This is a genomic window from Actinomadura keratinilytica, assembly GCF_039539665.1.
In the GTDB taxonomy this organism is placed as follows: domain Bacteria; phylum Actinomycetota; class Actinomycetes; order Streptosporangiales; family Streptosporangiaceae; genus Spirillospora; species Spirillospora keratinilytica.
The window spans coordinates 1-18991 of sequence record NZ_BAABDO010000076.1 but is presented as its reverse complement, the minus strand read 5'-3'; the positions used below and the strand labels follow the sequence as shown (position 1 = coordinate 18991).

The window sequence follows — 18991 nt, the reverse complement described above, 5'->3', positions numbered from 1 at the left end:
ACCGCGCGGCCGCGGTGCGGACGGGTGCGCGGGCATGGCGCACCCGGGGGCCTGACGGGTGCCGCGCCGCCCCGCCAGGCCCCCGGGGCCCGTCTCAGCGCCCGCCTGCGGCGTCCGCCTCTGCGGCGGCGCGGGCCACGCGGTTGACCGCGGACAGGATGGCCTTGAGCGAGGCGGTGACGATGTTGCCGTCGATGCCGACGCCCCACACCACCGTGCCGTCCACGTCGCACTCGACGTAGGCGGCGGCGCGGGCGTCGCCGCCGGCGCTCATCGCGTGCTCGGCGTAGTCCAGCACCCGGACCCGCACGCCGACGGTGGCCAGCGCCGCCTCGAACGCCGACACCGGGCCGTTGCCGACGCCCTCGATCTCGCGGATCTCCCCGTCGATGCGGACGTCGCAGCTCAGCACGTCCTTCTCGTCCACCCGGGAGACCGCGCGGTGGGCCAGCAGCCCGACCCGCGGCCCGTTGGCCAGGAACTCGGCCTCGAAGATCTCCCACATCCGCTCGGGGGTGACCTCGCCGCCCTCGGCGTCGGTGTGCCGCTGCACCACCCGGGAGAACTCGATCTGCAGGCGCCGCGGCAGGTCCAGCGAGTGCTCGTGCTTCATCACGTACGCCACGCCGCCCTTGCCGGACTGGCTGTTGACGCGGATGACCGCCTCGTAGGTGCGGCCCACGTCCTTGGGGTCGATCGGCAGGTACGGCAGCTCCCAGCGGAACTCGTCCACCGGCACGCCCGCCTCGGCGGCGTCGGCCTCCAGCGCCGCGAACCCCTTCTTGATCGCGTCCTGGTGGGAGCCGGAGAAGGAGGTGTAGACCAGGTCGCCGGCGTACGGGTGCCGCTCGTGCACCGGCAGCTGGTTGCAGTACTCGACGGTGCGGCGGATCTCGTCGATGTCGGAGAAGTCGATCTGCGGGTCGACGCCCTGGGAGAACAGGTTCATGCCCAGCGTGACCAGGCACACGTTGCCGGTGCGCTCGCCGTTGCCGAACAGGCAGCCCTCCACCCGGTCGGCCCCGGCCATGACCGCCAGCTCGGCCGCCGCCACGCCGGTGCCGCGGTCGTTGTGCGGGTGCACCGACAGGCACACGTGCTCGCGCCGCGACAGGTTGCGGCTCATCCACTCGATCTGGTCGGCGTACACGTTGGGCGTGGAGCGCTCGATGGTGGACGGCAGGTTCAGGATGATCTCGCGGTCCGGGCCGGGCTCCCAGACGTCCATGACGGCCTCGCAGACCTCCAGGGCGAAGTCCAGCTCGGTGTCGATGAAGATCTCCGGCGAGTACTCGTAGCCGAAGTCGCAGTCGCCCAGGTACTGCCCGGCGTACTTCATGACCTGCCGCGTGCCCTCGACCGCCAGGGCCTTGCACTCGTCGCGGCCGATGCCGAACACCACGCGGCGGAACAGCGGCGCGGTGGCGTTGTACAGGTGGATGGTGGCGCGCTCGGCCCCCGCCAGGGACTGCGCGGTGCGCTCGATCAGCTCCTCGCGCGCCTGGGTCAGCACCGAGATCCGCACGTCGTCGGGGATCCGGTCCTCCTCGATCAGCCGGCGGACGAAGTCGAAGTCGGTCTGGCTGGCGGAGGGGAAGCCGACCTCGATCTCCTTGTAGCCCATCCGCACCAGCAGCTCGAACATCTTCAGCTTGCGGTGCCCGTCCATCGGGTCGATCAGGGCCTGGTTGCCGTCGCGCAGGTCGGTGGACAGCCACCGCGGCGCCCGGGTGATCGTCTTGTTCGGCCAGGTGCGGTCCGGCAGGTCCACCGGGGCGAACGGCCGGTAGCGGTGCACGGGCATGCCGGACGGCTTCTGTGCGTTCATCTGTGGAGGAGCCCTCTTGTGTGCTCTGGAAACGGTCCTAGCGGCCGACGCTCACGTCAAAGCCCCGCAGCGAGGGAGCCGACCTTTCCTACAGGCCCCCGCTGCGGCCGCTAAGGAGAAGCAGTCCGCGGAGCACGGATGCCAAGCTAACAGATCTCATCCGGGTAACGGAAACCGCGTCCGCCATCTGAGACTCGCCGGGCCGCGCCGCGACGCGCCGTCACGGGCCGGCCGGCCGGTCCTGCGGGACGGACTCGGGGATCAGCACGGACAGGCAGGTGACGCAGCCTTCCAGGGCCTCGAACTCGCTGATGTCGACGCGGGTGACGCGCCAGCCGTCGGCGGCCAGGCGGGCGGCGGTGCGCGGCGCGGAGGCGGCCAGCAGCACGTGGTCGGGGCCGAGCACCGCCACGTGCGCGCCGGCGGGTTCGGGCGCCACCCGCAGCCCCGGCAGCACCGAGGTGTCGACGTGCTGCGGCAGGCCGATCAGCGACCCGTCGGGCAGCGCCGTCATCGCCGACTTCAGGTGCAGGCGGCCGTCGACGGCGACGGGCACCACCCGGCGCGCCCCGAGCAGCCGGGCCAGCTCGCAGACGCCCTCCTCGTTGGTGCGTCCGCTGCGGCCCACGTAGACGGTGCCGCCCGCCTGCAGCACGTCGCCGCCGTCCAGGGTGGCCGGCGCCTCGATGCGGGCCACCCGCAGGCCGAGGTCGCGCACGGCCTTCTCGGTCCCGAGCGTCTCGCCGCGCCGCCGCGGAGCCCCGGACCGGCACAGCACGGCCAGGTCGCCGCACACCACGACGGTGTCCTCGACGAACACCGCGTCGGGGTGGGCGTCGGACGGTTCGACCTCGCGCACCCGCCAGCCCGCGTCCGCCAGCGCCGCCACGTACTCGGCGTGCTGGCGCGCCGCGAGGTCGACGTCCACGGGCCGCCGCCGCACATGCGTGACGATGCCCTCGGCCAGCCGCGGGCCCGGCGCGCGCACCAGGGCCGTGCCCGGCCGCACCGGGGTCACCTGGACGCGCCCTCGGTGGTGACGATCACGCCGAGGGCGTGCGCCCGGGACATGCCCAGCAGGTGCGCGACGTGGTGCAGGGCCTGCCGCTCCCGGTCGGTGAGCGGGCCGTCGGCGAGCCCGATGCGGACGGCCTGCGCCAGGAACCACTCCTTGGCCTCGATCGCCAGCTGCCCGCCGGCCCGGGAGACCTCCTCCTCCAGGAACTCCGGCCGCAGCCGCAGGTCGGCCTCGATCGCCGCGTCGTCGTAGTGGGCGTCCCCGTACCCGGTGACGGCCTCGATCGCCCGTGCGCGGGCCGCGCCGTCGGAGGGGTCGCCCGCCCGCAGCACCAGCCCGGCCGCGGCGCGCATGCCCGCCGGGAGCGCGGCGGCCATCTGCTGCGCGGTGGGCGCGCGCAGCGCCGACGGGGCGAACCGGGTCCGGCAGGTGCGGCACTCGACGACCTCCCCGACCCGGCCGAGCGGGATCACCGGCAGGAAGAACAGCGTGAACCAGCGCCGGCCGATCCGCCGCCGGTAGGCCCGGTCGCCGCCGCAGCGCGGGCAGTGGAAGGTGCCCTCGCCGACCGTGCGGAAGAACACCGACAGGCCGAAAATCAGCAACACCGGGCCTCTCCTCCCGTTCGGGGTGCCCCTCCAACGTACCGATGTCCGCCGACTGCCATGCCCGTCCGGGGGCGACGCGGTGCCGCCCCTTACGCTGGGTTCGTGAGCGGTGACCTTGAACACGAAGGGGACCCCGCGCGGCGGACGGACGGCCGGTCCGCCGTGGAACGGTCCGTTCCGGGGGTGGGGCGGCCGGACTTCCTGCCGCCGTCCGGCCACCCGCGGCTCGGGCAGGCGCTCGTGCCGCCGGCCCAGCCTCTGGTCCCGTCCATCGAGCCGCCCGCGCCCCGCACCCCGTTCTGGGCGGGGACGCTGTGGAACGTCGGGGTGCTGGTCGCGGCGGCCGCGCTGCTGGTGTCGGCGTTCCTGCCGTGGGCGGCGGCGCGGATGGTGCTGCGGGCCTTCGGCACGACGATCACGCGCGAGCTGGGGTCGGCGACGGGCCTGGACGCCGACGGGATGATCGCGGCGATCCCCGTCCTGGCCCTGGTCGCGCTGGGCATGGCGTTCTGGGGCCTGATCGCGGACGACCCGCGCGTCTCCTCGCTCACCGCCGTCCCCGGCGGGATGGCCCTGGTCACGTCCGGCATCTTCCTGGTCCGCCTGGACGAGACGAGCGACCGGCTCGTCGGCTCCGACACGCCCTTCGGCTACGAGATCGTCCCCGCCTACGGCTGGTACCTGGCGGTGGCGGCGTCCCTGCTGGTGCTGGGGTTCGGCCTCGCCCGCCCCGTGGTCGCCCGGGTGAGCTCGTCGCGACCCGCCGCGCGGCCCGATCCGGCCGAGCCACCGCAGCCCGCGGAGCCCGAGCAGCCCCGGTGGTACGACGCCCGGCCGCCCGCCTCCGAGCAGCCGCCGGCCGAACCGCCGCGGGCCGCCGCCCCGCAGGAGCCCCTGCGGAACCGGGACGCCGAGCCGAAGCAGCCCGGCGGCAGGCCGAGCCTCGACAAGGCCGAGGAGCCCGGCACCGCGGAGAAGGCCCGTGACGCGGAGGAGCCCCGTGCGGCGGAGAAGGCGCGTGACGGCGCGGACGGGGCCGGCGGCGCGGAGGGCGAGTCCGGCAAGTCCGCGACGTGGTCGCCGCCGTGACCGGTGGCCCGGGCGCGGCGGCCCGGGGGACGCCCCGGCTCAGTCGTAGAAGCCCAGGCGGCGCAGCTGCTTGGGGTCGCGCTGCCAGTCCTTGGCGACCTTGACCCGCAGGTCGAGGTAGACCTTGGTGCCCAGCAGGGCCTCGATCTGGCGGCGGGCGCGGGCGCCGACCTCCTTCAGCCGCGCGCCCTTGTGGCCGATGATGATGCCCTTCTGGCTCGGCCGCTCGACGTACAGGTGCGCGTACACGTCGACCAGGTCGTCGCGGCCCTCGCGGGGCGCCATCTCCTCCACCACCACGGCGATGGAGTGCGGCAGCTCGTCGCGCACGCCCTCCAGCGCGGCCTCGCGGACGAGCTCGGCGACCAGCACCTGCTCGGGCTCGTCGGTCAGGTCGCCCTCGGGGTACAGCGCCACGCCCTCGGGCAGGCGGGAGATCAGCAGGTCGGCGACCAGGTCCACCTGGAAGCCGCGGTCGGCCGAGCACGGGACGATCTCGGCGAAGTCGCCGAGCTCCTGCACGGCCAGCAGCTGCCGGGCGATCGTCTCGGGGTCGGCGAGGTCGGTCTTGGTGACGATCGCGACGACGGGCGTGCGCTTGACGTTGGCCAGCTCGCGGGCGATGAACCGGTCGCCGGGCCCGATCGGCTGGTCGGCGGGCACGCAGAACCCGATGACGTCGACCTCGGTCAGCGTGGAGCGCACCAGGCTGTCCAGCCGCTCCCCCAGCAGGGTGCGCGGCTTGTGCAGGCCGGGGGTGTCCACGATCACCAGCTGGGCGTCGGGCCGGTGCACGATGCCGCGGATCGCCCGGCGGGTGGTCTGCGGACGGTCGCTGGTGATGGCGACCTTGGTGCCGACCAGGGCGTTCATCAGCGTCGACTTCCCCACGTTGGGCCGCCCCACGAAGCAGGCGAACCCGGATCTGAACGCCGCTCCCCGCTCGGCCGCCGTCCCCTCGGGGCCGCCCGGCGTTGTCACCCTGTCAGCTCTCACGCCGTCAATTGTCCCCCACGCGGGCGGGCGCCCAGGACGCGGCGCCATGCGGCGGGGGCGCCCCGACCCGCGCCCCGGGGACCGGGGACGGCGCTCTAGGCTGGGCACCGTGAGCGAACTGAGCGCCGAGGACAGCAAGATCATCACGTTGGCGCGGTCCACCCGGGCCCGCACCGGCGCCGCCGAGGGCGCGGCCGTCCGCGACGACACCGGCCGCACCTACGCGGCCTGCACCGTCGACCTGCCGTCGCTGAAGCTGTCGGCCCTGCAGGCGGCCGTGGCCATGGCCGTGTCCAGCGGCGCCGACGACCTGGAGGCGGCCGCGCTGGTCACCGCCGACGACACCGTCCGCGACGCCGACCTCGCCGCCGTCCGCGACCTCGGCGCCAAGGCCCCGGTGCTGATCGCGGCGTTCGACGGCACCCTGCGCGGCACCGTCCAGCCCGGCTGACCCCGCCGCCCCCCTTCGGCCCCCCTGGGGCCTCGGCCCGCCCGGGGCCTCAGGTCGTCGACTCGGCGCGTTCGGCGGCCTCCTCCTGGGACTCGGCGCGGTCCCGCCGCACCAGCACCGTCCCGATCCGGTTGCGCCGCCCGGCGATGCTCTCGGCGCGCAGCGTCAGCCCCGCCACCCCGGCCGTGGCGCCCTCGATGGGCACGCGGCCCAGCGCGTGCGCCAGCAGCCCGCCGACGGTCTCGACCTCCTCCACGTCGATCTCCACGCCGAACAGCTCGGCCAGGTCCTCCACGGGCAGCCGGGCGGTGACCCGGGCGGTGTCGTCGTCCAGCCACTCCACCCGGGGCGCCTCGACGTCGTACTCGTCGGCGATCTCCCCGACGATCTCCTCCAGGATGTCCTCGATGGTGACCAGCCCGGCGGTGCCGCCGTACTCGTCGATCACGATCGCCAGGTGGATCTGCCGGGCCTGCATCTCGCGCAGCAGCTCGTCGATGGGCTTGCTGTCGGGCACGTAGGTGGCCGGGCGCATCACCGAGGACACCTTCTCGGTGGTCTCCCCGCCGGGATTCTCGTGGACGCGGCGCACCACGTCCTTCAGATAGGCGATGCCGACGACGTCGTCCTCGTTCTCCCCCACCACCGGGATGCGGGAGAAGCCGCTGCGCAGCGCCAGCGACATCGCCTGCCGCAGCGTCTTGCCGCGCTCGATGAACACGATGTCGGTGCGCGGCACCATGACCTCGCGCACCAGCGTGTCGCCCAGCTCGAACACCGAGTGGATCATCTGCCGCTCGCCCGGCTCGATCAGGCTGCGCTGCTCGGCCAGATCGACCAGGTCGCGCAGCTCGGCCTCGGAGGCGAACGGGCCCTCGCGGAACCCGCGGCCCGGCGTCAGCGCGTTGCCCAGCCGGATCAGCAGCCGCGGCAGCGGCCCGAGCACCCGCGTCACCGGGTGGATCACCGCCGCCCCGGCCAGCGCGATCCGGTCGGCGTGCTGCAGGCCCAGCGTGCGCGGGCCCACCCCGACCGCCACATAGCTCACCACGATCATGATGGCGGCGGCCACCACGTAGGCCCGCCAGGTCTCGTCCAGCCATGCGATGCACAGGTCGGCGACCAGCACGGTCGCCACCAGCTCGCAGCTGATCCGCAGCAGCAGGACCATGTTGACGTACCGCGCCGGGTCGGCGACCACCTCGGCCAGCCGCCGGGCCCCGCGCCGCCCCTCCCGCAGCAGCTCCTCGACCCGCACCCGCGACACCCGGGCCAGCGCCGCCTCGGTGCCGGCCAGCAGTCCGGCCAGGACCACCAGCCCGGCCGCCAGGCCGAGCAGCCACCCCTGCGCAGTGTTCATCGCCCCGCTCCGCTCACCGCACGGTGCGGCGGCCGCGGCGCGGCGGGGGCGCCGGCCCCCGGCCCGCCTCTGCCGCCTGCCCGGAGCGCCGGGCGCCCGCCCGTGGTCATCGCTCCGCGCGTTTGTCCCGCCAGGACTTCAGCAGCTCGGCCTGCAGCCCGAACATCTCCTTGTGCTCCTCGGGCTCGGCGTGGTCGTATCCGAGCAGGTGCAGGATGCCGTGCGTGCACAGCAGCCGCAGCTCGTCCTCGGTGCTGTGGCCCGCCTGCGCGGCCTGCCGCTCGGCGACCGCCGGGCACAGGACGACGTCGCCCAGCAGCCCGGGGTCGGGTTCCTCATCGTCGTCGGTGCCGCCGGACATCGACCCGGGGCGCAGCTCGTCCATCGGGAAGGCCAGCACGTCGGTGGGGCCCGGCTCGCCCATCCACTTCTCGTGCAGCTCGCTCATGGCGGCCTCGTCGACCAGCAGCACCGACAGCTCGGCCAGGGGGTGCACCCGCATGCCGTCCAGCACGTGCCGGGCCAGCGCCACCAGGTCGGCCTCGTCGACCTGCACGCCGGACTCGTTCAGCACCTCGATGCTCATCTAGCGCCCCCGCTTGCGGGGCGAACCGCGCCCCGCCGCACCCTGCTTGATCTCCGGCACCCGCGACTCGTCGTAGCGGTTGTAGGCGTTGACGATGTCGGTGACCAGCTTGTGCCGGACGACGTCGTGGCTGGTGAGGCGGCAGAAGTGGATGTCGTCGACGCCCTCGAGGATCTCCTGGACGACGCGCAGCCCGCTCTGCTGCCCGCTGGGCAGGTCGACCTGGGTGACGTCGCCGGTGACCACCACCTTGGACCCGAAGCCCAGGCGGGTCAGGAACATCTTCATCTGCTCGGGCGTGGTGTTCTGCGCCTCGTCGAGGATGATGAACGAGTCGTTGAGGGTGCGGCCGCGCATGTACCCCAGGGGGGCGACCTCGATGGTGCCCGCGCCCATCAGCTTGGGGATGGAGTCGGGGTCCACCATGTCGTGCAGCGCGTCGTACAGCGGGCGCAGGTACGGGTCGATCTTCTCGTAGAGCGTGCCGGGCAGGAATCCCAGGCGCTCGCCCGCCTCCACCGCCGGGCGGGTCAGGATGATCCGGTTGACCTGCTTGTCCTGCAGGGCCCGGACCGCCTTGGCCATCGCCAGGTAGGTCTTGCCGGTGCCCGCGGGGCCGATGCCGAACACGATCGTGTGCTTGTCGATCGCGTCGACGTACCGCTTCTGGTTGAGGGTCTTGGGGCGGATGGTCCGGCCCCGGCTGGACAGCACGTCCAGGGTGAGCACCTCGGCGGGGCGCTCGTCGGTCTGGTTCCGCAACATCGCCAGGCTGCGCTCCACGGCGTCGGGGGTGAGCGGCGTACCGCCCTTGAGCAGCTCGATGAGCTCGGCGAACAGGCGGGAGACCAGCTCGGTCTCCGCCTCCGCCCCGGTCACGGTGATCTCGTTGCCCCGGACGTGGATGTCGCTGTGGAACGCGCGCTCGACGACGTGGAGCAACTCGTCCCGGGAGCCCAGCAGGCTCACCATGGAGTGGTCGTCCGGCACCACGATCTTGATCTGGGAGCGCGCGGCGCGGTCGTCGCGCTCCAGGTGAGTTGAATCGACCATCAGCCGGGCCTTGCGGCCTCTTTCGACCTGCCTTCTGCGCTACCGGGTTTCCGCGTATGTCGCCATCCATGGTACTGGCCCCGCGCGACATGACGCCGCCGTATTTTCGGTGGCTACCCGCGGCGCCGCCGGGAAAACGGCGGCGCCGGCGAAACGGCGGCGCCGCGCCCGTCAGCCGGGCGGCCAGTTCAGCCCGCGCCCGCCGAGGACGTGCGCGTGCACGTGGAAGACCGTCTGGCCCGCCTGGGGGCCGGTGTTGAACACCACCCGGTAGCCCTCCTCGGCCACGCCCTCGGCCACGGCCACCTGGTGCGCCTCGCGCAGCACCTCGGCGGCCAGGTCGGCGTCGGCGGCGGCCAGCTCGGCCACGTTCTGGTGGTGGTCGCGGGGAATCACCAGCACGTGCGTGGGGGCCTGCGGGTTGATGTCGCGGAACGCCACGGTGCGCGCCGACTCGCGGACGACCTTGGCGGGCACGTCCCCCGAAACGATCTTGCAGAACAGGCAGTCGGTCATCGGTCTCCCTCCGCGATCGTGCCCGAATCCTACCGAGCCCCACCGGGCTCCCACCGGGCTCCCGGCGCGCGGCGCCGCCCCGGCGGCCGCGGACGCCCCGCGCCGCACCGGGGCACGCCGATCGCCCGATCACGGATCGGCCGCATTCCACCGGCCCGCTGGATTAAGGTGGCAACCCTGGCGTACCCCCCGGTCCGAAACCCCTGCGCCTCCCCGCCTTTCGGCCGGTCGGGTTCGCCATGCACGCCGTCCCGAAGGCGCTCATCCGAACGGATGGCCGGGGGACGGCACAGGCGGCGGATAGGTGACCGAGGTTGGCAGGAACATGCCCTTTCGTAAACCGGACGACGAGGGCGCGCGTCCCACAGACGTGACCGAGACCCTCGTGGCCAGGGGCACGGCGGGGGCGGTGGCCGTCGCCTGGGATGCCGATCAGGCGCTCACCGCCCTGTACAGCGCCAACTACCGTTCGCTGGTACGGCTCGCGGCGATGCTGGTCCGCGACGCCGGGACGGCCGAGGAGGTCGTCCAGGACGCCTTCGTCGCCATGCACGGTGGCTGGCGGCGCCTGCGCGACCCCGACAAGGCCCTGTCCTACCTGCGCCAGTCGGTGGTCAACCGGTCGCGGTCGGTGCTGCGGCACCGCGCTGTGGTGGAGAAGTACGCCCCCAAGGGGCTCCCGGACGCGCCCAGTGCGGAGGCGGGCGCGATCGGCGAGCTCGAACGCAGTGCGGTGATCGAGGCGCTGCACCGGCTGCCCGCCCGCCAGCGGGAGGCCCTGGTGCTGCGCTACTACGCCGACCTGTCCGAAGCGGAGATCGCCAGCGCGATGGGCATCAGCCGCGGCGCCGTCAAGAGCCACACGGCCCGCGGGATGGCCGCGCTGCGCAACGTCCTGGAGCAGTTCTCGTGACTTCCACCCAGCACCTGAGGCCGCCCGGGCCCCCCGGACGGCCGAGGGGCGGCTCTGCCGCGCCGCCGGCCGTCCGGGGCGCGCGTCTGAGGGGCGACCCCCCGCGCGGGGCGGCGGTACCCCAGCCGCCGTCGCGCGCCTGCGGGCCGTCCTCGCGACCGAGCAATCGAAAGGAGGACGGGGCCTCCGCCGGCCTGCGGGCCGCTCCCTTCGCCCCGGATGTGACATGACCGACCCCCACGACGAGTACGGCGAGATCCTCCGCCGTGCGCTCAACGCGGAGGCGGAGAAGGTCACCCCCGCGGCCGACGGCCTGGAGCAGATCCGCCGGCGCATCGAGGAGCGGCGGCGGCGCCGGTTCTCCTGGGACTGGTTCACCGCCAACTGGGTGCGTCCGCTGCTGGCGGTCGCGGCCGCCGTGGCGATCGCCGGGCTCGGCGTCTCGGCGCCGCAGACGCTGGGGTTCCTGTCGTCGACCGCCGGCGGCAACGGCTCCTCCGACGGTCACGGGCAGGGCTCGCTGGAGGGGACGGTCCCGGGCGCTCCCGGTGCACAGCCCGGCACCCGCACCCCCGACTCCTACGGCAGCGCTCCCGGCGACGACCCTTCGGCGTCCGTCACCGTCACCCCGTCGACCGCCAGTGGCTCCCCAGGGTGTGCTCCCGACGACACCACCACGGACGGCGCGTCCGCGGGCTCCCCCGCCCCGCCGGCGAGCGGTCCGTGCAGCACCCCGCCGACCACGCCGACCCCGCCCACCGAGCAGCCGCCCGAGACGCCGACGACGCCTTCCAGCGAGCCTTCCCAGCAGCCCGAGGCGCCGACATCGAGCGAGCCCGCCCCCGCCTCCACGGACGCGCCCGCCGTGGCCCCAGAGTGATCTGACGGGTCACCGAGCCGGCGCGCACAATCCCACACCCCGCGATCCCTCCAGCCCGGGATCGGCTTCCGCATGCCCTCGACTTCCGCATGCCCTCGAAACGCACGCCCGTGCCGTGCGCCGGTGCGTGCGGTCTGGCGGGCGGCCTACCAGCGGCCGGTCGCGGCGAACAGGACCGCCGCGGCCGCCACGCCCGCGGTGGAGGTGCGCAGGACGGTCGGGCCCAGGCGGACCGGACGCGCCCCGGCGGCGGCGAACCGGTCGAGCTCCTCGGGGGCGATGCCGCCCTCCGGGCCGACGACCACCACGATGTCGCCGCTGCGGGGCGGCCGCAGCGCGCTGAGCGGCTCGCCGGCCTCCTCGTGCAGGACGACGGCGCAGGCCGCGGCGGCGATCCGGGCCTCGACGTCGGCGGTGGCGGCCAGCGGCGGCACCTCCGGCAGCCAGCTGCGGCGGGCCTGCTTGGCGGCCTCCCGGGCGGCGGTGCGCCAGCGTCCCAGGGCCTTGTCGCGCCGGTCCGGGCGCCACTGCGTCACGCAGCGGGCCGCCGCCCACGGGACGATCTCGTCCACGCCCGCCTCGGTCATCGTCTCCACGGCCAGCTCGCCCCGCTCGCCCTTGGGCAGCGCCTGGACGACCACCAGGCGCGGCCGGGGGCGCTCGTGGCGGTGCCGGGCGAGCACGTCCAGGGTCAGCGACGCGCGGCCGGCCGCGGCCACCACGCATTCGGCCAGCAGCCCGGCGCCGTCGGTGAGGTCGACGCGCTCGCCGGGCCGCAGCCGGCGCACGGTGGCCGCATGCCGGCCTTCCGGCCCGTCGAGCAGCACGCGGTCGCCCTCCAGCGCGGAGGACTCGGCCAAGAAGACCGGCGGAGACACAGGTTCCCGTTCTGACTGGTCGCCGTATCGGGGGGATGCCCCGGGCTACTGGTTGAACACGTCGCGCAGCCGCGAGAACACGCTGCGCTGGCCGGGGGCGAACTTGCCGGGCGGGCGCTCCTCGCCGCGCAGCTCGGCCAGGCGGCGCAGCAGCGCCTCCTGCTCGTCGTCGAGCTTGGCCGGCGTCTCCACGTTGACGTGGATGAGCAGGTCGCCGCGGCCGCTCTCGTTCAGGTGCCGCACGCCCCGCCCGTAGAGGGTGATGACGTGGCCGGACTGCGTGCCCGGCTTGATGTCGACCTCCTCGGCGCCGTCCAGCGTGTCGATGGTCACGCTGGTGCCGAGGGCCGCCGCGGTCATCGGGATCTGCACGGTGCAGTGCAGGTCGTCGCCCTCCCGCTCGAAGATCGGGTGCTGCTTCTCGACGATCTCCAGGAACAGGTCGCCGGGCGGGCCGCCGCCCGGGCCGACCTCGCCCTCCCCGGCCAGCTGGATGTGGATGCCGTTCTCCACGCCCGCCGGGATCTTGACCTTGACGGTGCGGCGGGTGCGGACCCGGCCGTCGCCCGAGCACTCCGGGCACGGGGTGCGGATCACGCTGCCGAAGCCGTTGCAGCGCGGGCACGGCCGCGAGGTCATCACCTGGCCGAGGAACGAGCGCTGCACCTGCTGCACCTCGCCGCGGCCCATGCAGGTGTCGCAGGTCTCCGGGTGGGTGCCGGGCGCGCAGCCCGACCCCTCGCAGGTGGTGCACACCACGGCGGTGTCGATCGTCAGCTCGCGCGTGGTGCCGAAGGCGGTCTCGGCCAGGTCCAGCTCGACGCGCAGCGTGGCGTTGCGGCCGCGCCGGGCGCGGGTGCGCGGGCCGCGCGAGGTCGCCGTGCCGAAGAAGGCGTCCATGATGTCGCTGAACGGGAAGCCGGCGCCGCCGAACGGCCCGGCCCCGCCCGCGCCCCCGCCCGGGGCGAACGGATCCGCGCCCAGGTCGTACATCTCGCGCTTCTTGGGATCGGAGAGCACCTCGTACGCCTGGGTGATCTCCTTGAACCGCTCCTGGGTCTCCGGATCGGGGTTGACGTCCGGATGCAGCTCGCGGGCGAGCCGCCGGTACGCCTTCTTGATCTCGTCCGGGCTCGCGTCGCGGCGGACCCCCAAGGTCGCGTAGTAGTCGTTGGCCACTTACGACCCCGCCAGGATCTGTCCAACGTAGCGTGCCACTGCCCGTACCGCTCCCATCGTGCTGGGGTAGTCCATGCGTGTCGGCCCGAGCACTCCGAGCCGGGCCAGCGTCCTGTCCCCGACGCCGTAGTCGGCCGCGACCACCGAGGTGAAGCGCAGCCCCTCGTCGGGGTTCTCCGTGCCGATCCGCACGGTAACAGAAGACGAGGAGTCGCCGACCTCGCCGAGCAGGCGCATCAGCACCACCTGCTCCTCCAGGGCCTCCAGGACCTCGCGCAGGCTCTGCGAGAAGTCCACGGCCGCCAGGTTGGCGGCGCCGGCGAACACGATCTTCTCGTCGTGCTTTTCGACCAGCGTCTCCAGCAGCACCGACAGTACCGCCGCGGCGACCGGCCGGTCGTCCGCCGCCACCTTCTCCGGAAGGTCGGCCACGGCGTTCGGCACCTCGCCGAGCCCGCAGCCGTCCAGACAGGTGTTGAGCAACGCCCGCAGGTGCCCGACGGTCTCCTCGGAGACCTCGCGCGGTGTCTCGATGACCCGCTGCTCGACCCGGCCGGTGTTGGTGATCAGGACCAGCAGCAGCCGGTGCGAGGCCACCGGGACCAGCTCCACGTGCCGCACCGTCGAACGGGTCAGCGACGGGTACTGCACCACGGCGACCTGGCGGGTCAGCTGGGCCAGCAGCCGCACCGTCCGGCCGACCACGTCGTCGAGGTCGTAGGCGCCGCTGAGGAACGTCTCGATGGCGCGCCGCTCGGCCGCCGACAGCGGCTTGATCGTGGACAGCCGGTCGACGAACAGCCGGTAGCCCTTGTCGGTGGGCACCCGCCCCGCGCTGGTGTGGGGCTGGGTGATGTACCCCTGCTCCTCCAGCACGGCCATGTCGTTGCGGATCGTCGCCGGGGACACGCCGAGGTTGTGCCGGTCGGCCAGCGACTTCGACCCCACCGGCTCGTTGGTGGAGACGTAGTCCTCGACGATGGCGCGCAGGACCGCCAGCTTCCGGTCGTCGAGCACGTGGTCACCTCCTCCCTGCCCCCGTACTGGCACTCCATACTTCCGAGTGCCAAGTGTACGGCCCGGCGGGCGCAGGCTGGAGTGCCTGGCGCGGACGGAAACGGCCCGGGGCGCCTCCGGAGCCGCGCCGGTGGCCGGTCGCGGCCGCCCGGGGGCGCGCCACGCCGATGGACGTGCGCCGCCGGTGCCGCGGCGTTCGGGGCGGTTAATGTGCGGATCCGTGCGGAGTAAGGACTACGGAAACGACGTCCTGGCGGGCGACTGGCGGCGGCCGCGGAAGGGCGGCGTGCCCGAGATCCCGGCCGAACGCGACCTGGTGGTGGAGGACCCCGACAGCGGCTTCTGCGGCGCCGTGGTCGGCTGCGACAAGTTCGGCGTGACGCTGGAGGACCGGTTCGGCAGGCGCCGGGTGTTCCCGTTGACCAAGGCGGGGTTCCTGCTGGACGGCAGGCCCGTCACGCTCGTCAGGCCCGGCCCGGAGCCGCGGCGGGCCCCGGCGCGCTCGGCCTCCGGGTCGATCGCGGTGAGCGGCCTGCGCGCGCGGGTGGCCCGGGAGAGCCGCATCTACGTGGAGGGCGTGCACGACGCCGAGCTGGTGGAGAAGATCTGGGGCCACGACCTGCGGGTGGAGGGCGTGGTCGTGGAGTACCTGGAGGGCGTGGACGACCTGCCCGCCATCGTGGCGGAGTTCGCGCCCGGCCCGCAGCGCCGCCTGGGCGTGCTCGTCGACCACCTGGTGGAGGGGTCCAAGGAGAGCCGGATCGCCGCGCAGGTGCGCTCCCCCCACGTCCTGGTGACCGGCCACCCGTTCGTCGACATCTGGCAGGCCGTCAAGCCCCGCGCCGTCGGAATAAGGGCGTGGCCGGACGTCCCCCGCGGCGTACCTTGGAAGGAAGGCGTGCTCGCTGCTCTGGGTTGGGGGGACGACGTGAGCGAGGGATGGCGGCGCATCCTCGGCTCCGTGAACTCCTACACCGACCTGGAACCCGAGCTGCTCGGGCGCGTCGAAGAGATCATCGACTTCGTGACGGCCTCCTAGCGCCCTCCGGGCCGTGCCGCGGCCCCGGCGGGCACCGTGTCCCCATCCCTCCCGACCTCTTGTCCCAGCCCCGCAGCCCTCACCGCAGGCGACCACGAGGAGCAGGCCATGACGCACGGGCACCCCGGCCAGCCGGGATACGACCCGCCCAACCACGGGCAGCAGCCGGGTTACGGGCAGCAGCCACAGCCCGGTCACGACCCCCAGGGCTACGGGCAGCAGCCCGGCTACGGGTACGAGCAGCCCCCCGGGTACGGTCAGCCGGGATACGGCGCCTACGGGCAGGCGCCCGCGTACGGCTCCTACGGCGGCCAGATGCAGCCGTACGGCGCCCCCGGGTACGGCCCCGGGCAGATCACCGCGGACGAGCGGACGTGGGCGCTGCTGGGCCATCTGGGCCAGCTCCTGCTCGGCTTCATCGCGCCGCTGCTGGTCTACCTGATCAAGAAGGACGAGTCGCCGTTCCTGCGGCACCACGGCGCCCAGGGCCTGAACTTCGCGCTCACCCAGGCCGTCTACCTGGTCATCAACATCGTGCTGATGTTCCTGCTCATCGGCTTCCTCACGTTCTTCGCGCAGTTCATCGCGGAGATCGTGCTGCTGATCATGGCGGCGGTCGCCGGGAACCGCGGCGAGTACTACCGCTTCCCCTCGTTCATGGCCTGGCCCATGATCCGCTGACGCGCGCACCGCGCCGGGCCGGGCCGGCCGCCGGGCCGCCCCGGCGCGTCCGGCACCCGGTTCGGGGCGAGGCGTCAGATCAGGTCGCGGACGACGGCGTCGGCGAGCAGCCGGCCGCGCAGGGTCAGCACCGCGCGGCCGCGCCGGTAGGGCTCCGGCTCGATCAGCCCGTCGTCGATCATGCGGCGGACGGCCCCGTCGTCCAGCAGCCCGGCGGGGCAGCCGTCGGCCAGCCGCAGCTCGAGCATGATGCGCTCGACGCGGCGGTCGGCGTCGTCCAGGACCTCGCGTGCGTGCGCGGGGGTGACGCCCTCGGCCAGCCGCGCCGCGTAGGCGGCGGGGTGCTTGACGTTCCACCAGCGGGTGCCGCCCACGTGGCTGTGCGCGCCGGGTCCCACGCCCCACCAGTCGGCGCCCGTCCAGTAGAGCATGTTGTGGCGGCAGCGGGCGTCGGGGGCCGCCGCCCAGTTGGAGATCTCGTACCAGTGCAGGCCGTGGGCGCTCAGCAGCTCGTCCGCGATGAGATAGCGGTCGGCCATGGCGTCGTCGTCCGGCTGCCGCAGCTCCCCGCGCCGCACCTGCGCGGCCAGGCGGGTGCCCTCCTCGACGATGAGCGCGTAGGCCGAGACGTGGTCGGGCCCCGCGGCCAGCGCCGCCTCCAGGGACGCCCGCCAGTCGTCGTGGCTCTCCCCCGGCGTGCCGTAGATGAGGTCCAGGTTGACGTGCTCGAAGCCCGCGCCGCGCGCCCAGTCCACGACCTGCGGCACGCGGCCGGGCGTGTGGGTGCGGTCCAGCACGGCCAGCACGTGCTCGCGGGCGCTCTGCATGCCGTAGGACACGCGCGTGAACCCGGCCTCGCGGAGCTTGCCCAGGTACGCCTCGTCCACCGACTCGGGGTTGGCCTCGGTGGTGACCTCGGCGTCCGGGGCCAGCCCGAACTCGGCGTCGATGGCGGCCAGGACGCGGCCCAGGTCGTCCGGCGCCAGCAGCGTCGGCGTGCCCCCGCCCACGAAGACGGTCGCCACGGGCAGGTCCGCGTCGCCGAGCACGCGGCGCGCCATGCGGACCTCGGCGATCGCCGTGTCCGCGTAGGAGTCGCGGCTCGCCCCCGGGCCGAGTTCACCGGCGGTGTAGGTGTTGAAGTCGCAGTAGCCGCACCGCGTCACGCAGAACGGCACGTGCACGTAGAAGGCGAACGGCCGCGTCCCCAGCCCCTCCAGGGCGCGCGCGGGGAGCGCGCCGTCGGCGGGTACGGGGTCACCATCGGGCAGGGTAGCGGGCACCCCTCCAGTGTGCCGCCGCCCGCCTCATGCCGTGACCGCCCCCGGGGTCACCGCCCGGCGAGCCTGTCGCGCAGCCAGTCGGGCATGTGCTCCCGGGAGCGGGGGAAGCGCTCCAGGTCCACCGCGTAGGTGTCGGCGGTCAGCGGCGGGTTGAAGTCGGGTTCGCCGTCGTAGTCGAACTCGGCGCTGAACCGCCCGGACCGCTCCACCCGCAGGCGCGCGGTGAACCACGCGCCCCTGCCCTCGCGGTACATCAGCCGCCGCAGGTCGTCCATCTTGTCGCTGGCCTGCCCGGGCACCGTGGTGGGGCGGATGTCGCCGTCGGCGTCGACGACCTGCAGAGCGGAACTGTCGATGCCGACGGCGGCGCGGAACACGAACTCCATGTGCTCCCACCCGTCGGGGGCCGCCGACCGCAGCGCCCGCACCGCCCCGTTCACCGTCTCCCGCTCCTCCGGGGACAACAGCACCTGCTCGGAGTGGGTCACGGCGCATCCTCCCTTGTCGTCCCACGCCGCCTGGCGGCCGGTCCCCCGACCCTACCGACCCGCCCCCGCCCGCTCCTGGATCATGACCGTGTCGCCGGCCTGCGGCATGCGCGTCCGGGGTGGTGATCAGCGCGGATAGAGTCGGCCACGTGCGCAACGAAAGGGCGGCGGGGTACGGCCGGGTGCCGGCCCGGGTGCTGCTGCAGGGGGAGCCCGCCGGATGGCGCTCGGTGGTCGTCGACGAGGACGGGACGGAGCGGCACGCCGACCTGGGCGGCCCGGGCGTCCTGTGGAGCGAGGACGGCCGCGACGACCCCGAACCCGCGTGGTGGGCGCGCCGGCTGGCCGAGGCGGCGGAGGCGCTGCGCCGCCGCGTCGAGGAGGCGCTGACCGACCGCACGTTCGCCGAACTGGGCGTCGAGAGCGAGATCACCTGGTTCGCGGTGGACGAGCCGGTCGCCTGGGAGGGCCTGGTCACGCTGCGCGAACCCGACCCCGCGCGCTTCCCGGGGCGGGTGCCGCCGTTCGTGGTGACGCTGGAGCCGGGACGCGGCGCCCTGCTGCCGGACGCCAGCCTGCTGTTCACCACCCTCGCGCAGGACGCCTGGACCACGCTGACCGCCGTGGCCGAGCGCTGCCGCACCCCTGCGCCGGTCGCCTCGTTCGTGTGCGGCTGGGAGGGCACGCGCACCGTGCGGGTGGGCCGCGGCAGCCTCTCGCTGTCGACCTGGCGCGGCCCCGACGGCGCGGAGCGGATCGGCGAGATCCACGGCGGGCGCCGCCCGGGCTGGGGCGGCAACCCCGAGCTGCGCGTCCGGCTCGACGGCATCGACCTGCTGGACGAACCCGCCCGCGACGTCATCACGCTGTTCCGCGACCTCGGCCACGAGGTGGTGACCAGAGGCGGCCTGCACGTCCTGCCCGCGCTGGGCGTGACGCTCTACCCGCCCGAAGGGGCGGCCGAACGGTTCACCGCCGCCGCCCTTCGCGACCCGCTCGCCGACCTCCGCCACCGCTGACCCGGCCCACGCCGCCGACCCGGCCGACGCCGCCCGGCGGCGGCGGCTCGGCCGGGCGCCGCGCCTGCCGTAAGGCGGCCCGGGCGGTTCCGGTGGCGGCCCGCGGGCG

General features: G+C 74.2%; 20 protein-coding genes. 7 read left to right on the top strand and 13 right to left on the bottom strand.

The features are described 5' to 3' along the window. Positions 1-94 precede the first annotated feature (94 nt). The 3 genes from leuA to ABD879_RS21845 all read right to left on the bottom strand — a co-directional run bounded on the left by leuA (position 95) and on the right by ABD879_RS21845 (position 3454). Positions 95-1828: a 2-isopropylmalate synthase gene (gene leuA / locus ABD879_RS21855; RefSeq protein WP_345023388.1), complete on the bottom strand. Its 1734-nt coding sequence runs from the start codon at positions 1826-1828 to the stop codon at positions 95-97. A 220-nt stretch (positions 1829-2048) separates the two neighbouring features. Continuing rightward, complete coding sequence (gene ddaH, locus ABD879_RS21850; protein ID WP_345023387.1) at positions 2049-2837, bottom strand: dimethylargininase; 789 nt, start codon at positions 2835-2837, stop codon at positions 2049-2051. A gap of 5 nt (positions 2838-2842) precedes the next feature. Next, positions 2843-3454, bottom strand: coding sequence for a zinc-ribbon domain-containing protein (locus ABD879_RS21845; RefSeq protein ID WP_345023386.1), 612 nt, complete (start codon positions 3452-3454; stop codon positions 2843-2845). Positions 3455-3556: 102 nt separating this feature from the next. Here ABD879_RS21845 and ABD879_RS21840 point away from each other — a divergent pair, with 102 nt between their 5' ends. Beyond that, complete coding sequence (locus ABD879_RS21840) at positions 3557-4543, top strand: hypothetical protein (protein ID WP_345023385.1); 987 nt, start codon at positions 3557-3559, stop codon at positions 4541-4543. A gap of 39 nt (positions 4544-4582) precedes the next feature. Here the strand turns inward: ABD879_RS21840 and era are convergent, their stop codons facing one another. Continuing rightward, positions 4583-5587 (bottom strand): GTPase Era, encoded by a 1005-nt coding sequence (era, locus tag ABD879_RS21835; protein ID WP_425549647.1) that lies wholly within the window; start codon positions 5585-5587, stop codon positions 4583-4585. 61 nt (positions 5588-5648) lie between these two features. On the opposite strand from era, the gene ABD879_RS21830 reads away from it, so the two are divergent. After that, positions 5649-5990: a cytidine/deoxycytidylate deaminase family protein gene (locus ABD879_RS21830; protein WP_345023384.1), complete on the top strand. Its 342-nt coding sequence runs from the start codon at positions 5649-5651 to the stop codon at positions 5988-5990. Positions 5991-6039: 49 nt separating this feature from the next. Here the strand turns inward: ABD879_RS21830 and ABD879_RS21825 are convergent, their stop codons facing one another. From ABD879_RS21825 to ABD879_RS21810, 4 genes are all read right to left on the bottom strand, one after another. Then, complete coding sequence (locus ABD879_RS21825) at positions 6040-7350, bottom strand: hemolysin family protein (RefSeq protein ID WP_345023383.1); 1311 nt, start codon at positions 7348-7350, stop codon at positions 6040-6042. Positions 7351-7456: 106 nt separating this feature from the next. Then, positions 7457-7936, bottom strand: a complete 480-nt coding sequence (ybeY, locus tag ABD879_RS21820; RefSeq protein ID WP_345023382.1) for an rRNA maturation RNase YbeY — start codon at positions 7934-7936, stop codon at positions 7457-7459. Continuing rightward, entirely contained in the window at positions 7937-8989 is a 1053-nt protein-coding gene (locus ABD879_RS21815; protein WP_345023380.1) for a PhoH family protein, read from the bottom strand. 171 nt (positions 8990-9160) lie between these two features. Continuing rightward, the gene (locus ABD879_RS21810; RefSeq protein WP_345023379.1) at positions 9161-9505 is read right to left on the bottom strand and encodes a histidine triad nucleotide-binding protein; all 345 of its coding nucleotides are present in this window, start codon (positions 9503-9505) and stop codon (positions 9161-9163) included. Between the two features lie 370 nt (positions 9506-9875). Between ABD879_RS21810 and ABD879_RS21805 the strand changes: the two genes are divergently transcribed. Together ABD879_RS21805 and ABD879_RS21800 are read left to right on the top strand one after the other, a co-directional pair. Next, a complete protein-coding gene (locus tag ABD879_RS21805; protein ID WP_345023407.1) occupies positions 9876-10418 on the top strand; it encodes a SigE family RNA polymerase sigma factor in 543 nt (180 codons plus the stop codon). Positions 10419-10644: 226 nt separating this feature from the next. Next, positions 10645-11298, top strand: coding sequence for a hypothetical protein (locus ABD879_RS21800; protein WP_345023378.1), 654 nt, complete (start codon positions 10645-10647; stop codon positions 11296-11298). 146 nt (positions 11299-11444) lie between these two features. Here ABD879_RS21800 and ABD879_RS21795 read toward each other — a convergent pair whose 3' ends face one another. The 3 genes from ABD879_RS21795 to hrcA are packed head-to-tail and all read right to left on the bottom strand — an operon-like array spanning position 11445 to position 14372. Then, positions 11445-12176 (bottom strand): 16S rRNA (uracil(1498)-N(3))-methyltransferase, encoded by a 732-nt coding sequence (locus ABD879_RS21795; RefSeq protein ID WP_345023376.1) that lies wholly within the window; start codon positions 12174-12176, stop codon positions 11445-11447. A gap of 45 nt (positions 12177-12221) precedes the next feature. Next, entirely contained in the window at positions 12222-13355 is a 1134-nt protein-coding gene (gene dnaJ / locus ABD879_RS21790) for a molecular chaperone DnaJ (RefSeq protein WP_345023375.1), read from the bottom strand. After that, the gene (gene hrcA / locus ABD879_RS21785) at positions 13356-14372 is read right to left on the bottom strand and encodes a heat-inducible transcriptional repressor HrcA (protein WP_345023374.1); all 1017 of its coding nucleotides are present in this window, start codon (positions 14370-14372) and stop codon (positions 13356-13358) included. 220 nt (positions 14373-14592) lie between these two features. Between hrcA and ABD879_RS21780 the strand changes: the two genes are divergently transcribed. Both ABD879_RS21780 and ABD879_RS21775 read left to right on the top strand, forming a co-directional pair. Beyond that, positions 14593-15411: a DUF3097 domain-containing protein gene (locus ABD879_RS21780; protein WP_345023373.1), complete on the top strand. Its 819-nt coding sequence runs from the start codon at positions 14593-14595 to the stop codon at positions 15409-15411. 108 nt (positions 15412-15519) lie between these two features. Further along, complete coding sequence (locus ABD879_RS21775; protein WP_345023371.1) at positions 15520-16092, top strand: DUF4870 domain-containing protein; 573 nt, start codon at positions 15520-15522, stop codon at positions 16090-16092. Between the two features lie 74 nt (positions 16093-16166). Here ABD879_RS21775 and hemW read toward each other — a convergent pair whose 3' ends face one another. Continuing rightward, positions 16167-17375, bottom strand: coding sequence for a radical SAM family heme chaperone HemW (hemW, locus tag ABD879_RS21770; RefSeq protein WP_345023370.1), 1209 nt, complete (start codon positions 17373-17375; stop codon positions 16167-16169). 47 nt (positions 17376-17422) lie between these two features. After that, positions 17423-17863: an antitoxin YezG family protein gene (locus ABD879_RS21765; protein ID WP_345023369.1), complete on the bottom strand. Its 441-nt coding sequence runs from the start codon at positions 17861-17863 to the stop codon at positions 17423-17425. A gap of 149 nt (positions 17864-18012) precedes the next feature. Here ABD879_RS21765 and ABD879_RS21760 point away from each other — a divergent pair, with 149 nt between their 5' ends. Next, positions 18013-18882, top strand: coding sequence for a hypothetical protein (locus ABD879_RS21760; protein ID WP_345023368.1), 870 nt, complete (start codon positions 18013-18015; stop codon positions 18880-18882). Positions 18883-18991 lie beyond the last annotated feature (109 nt).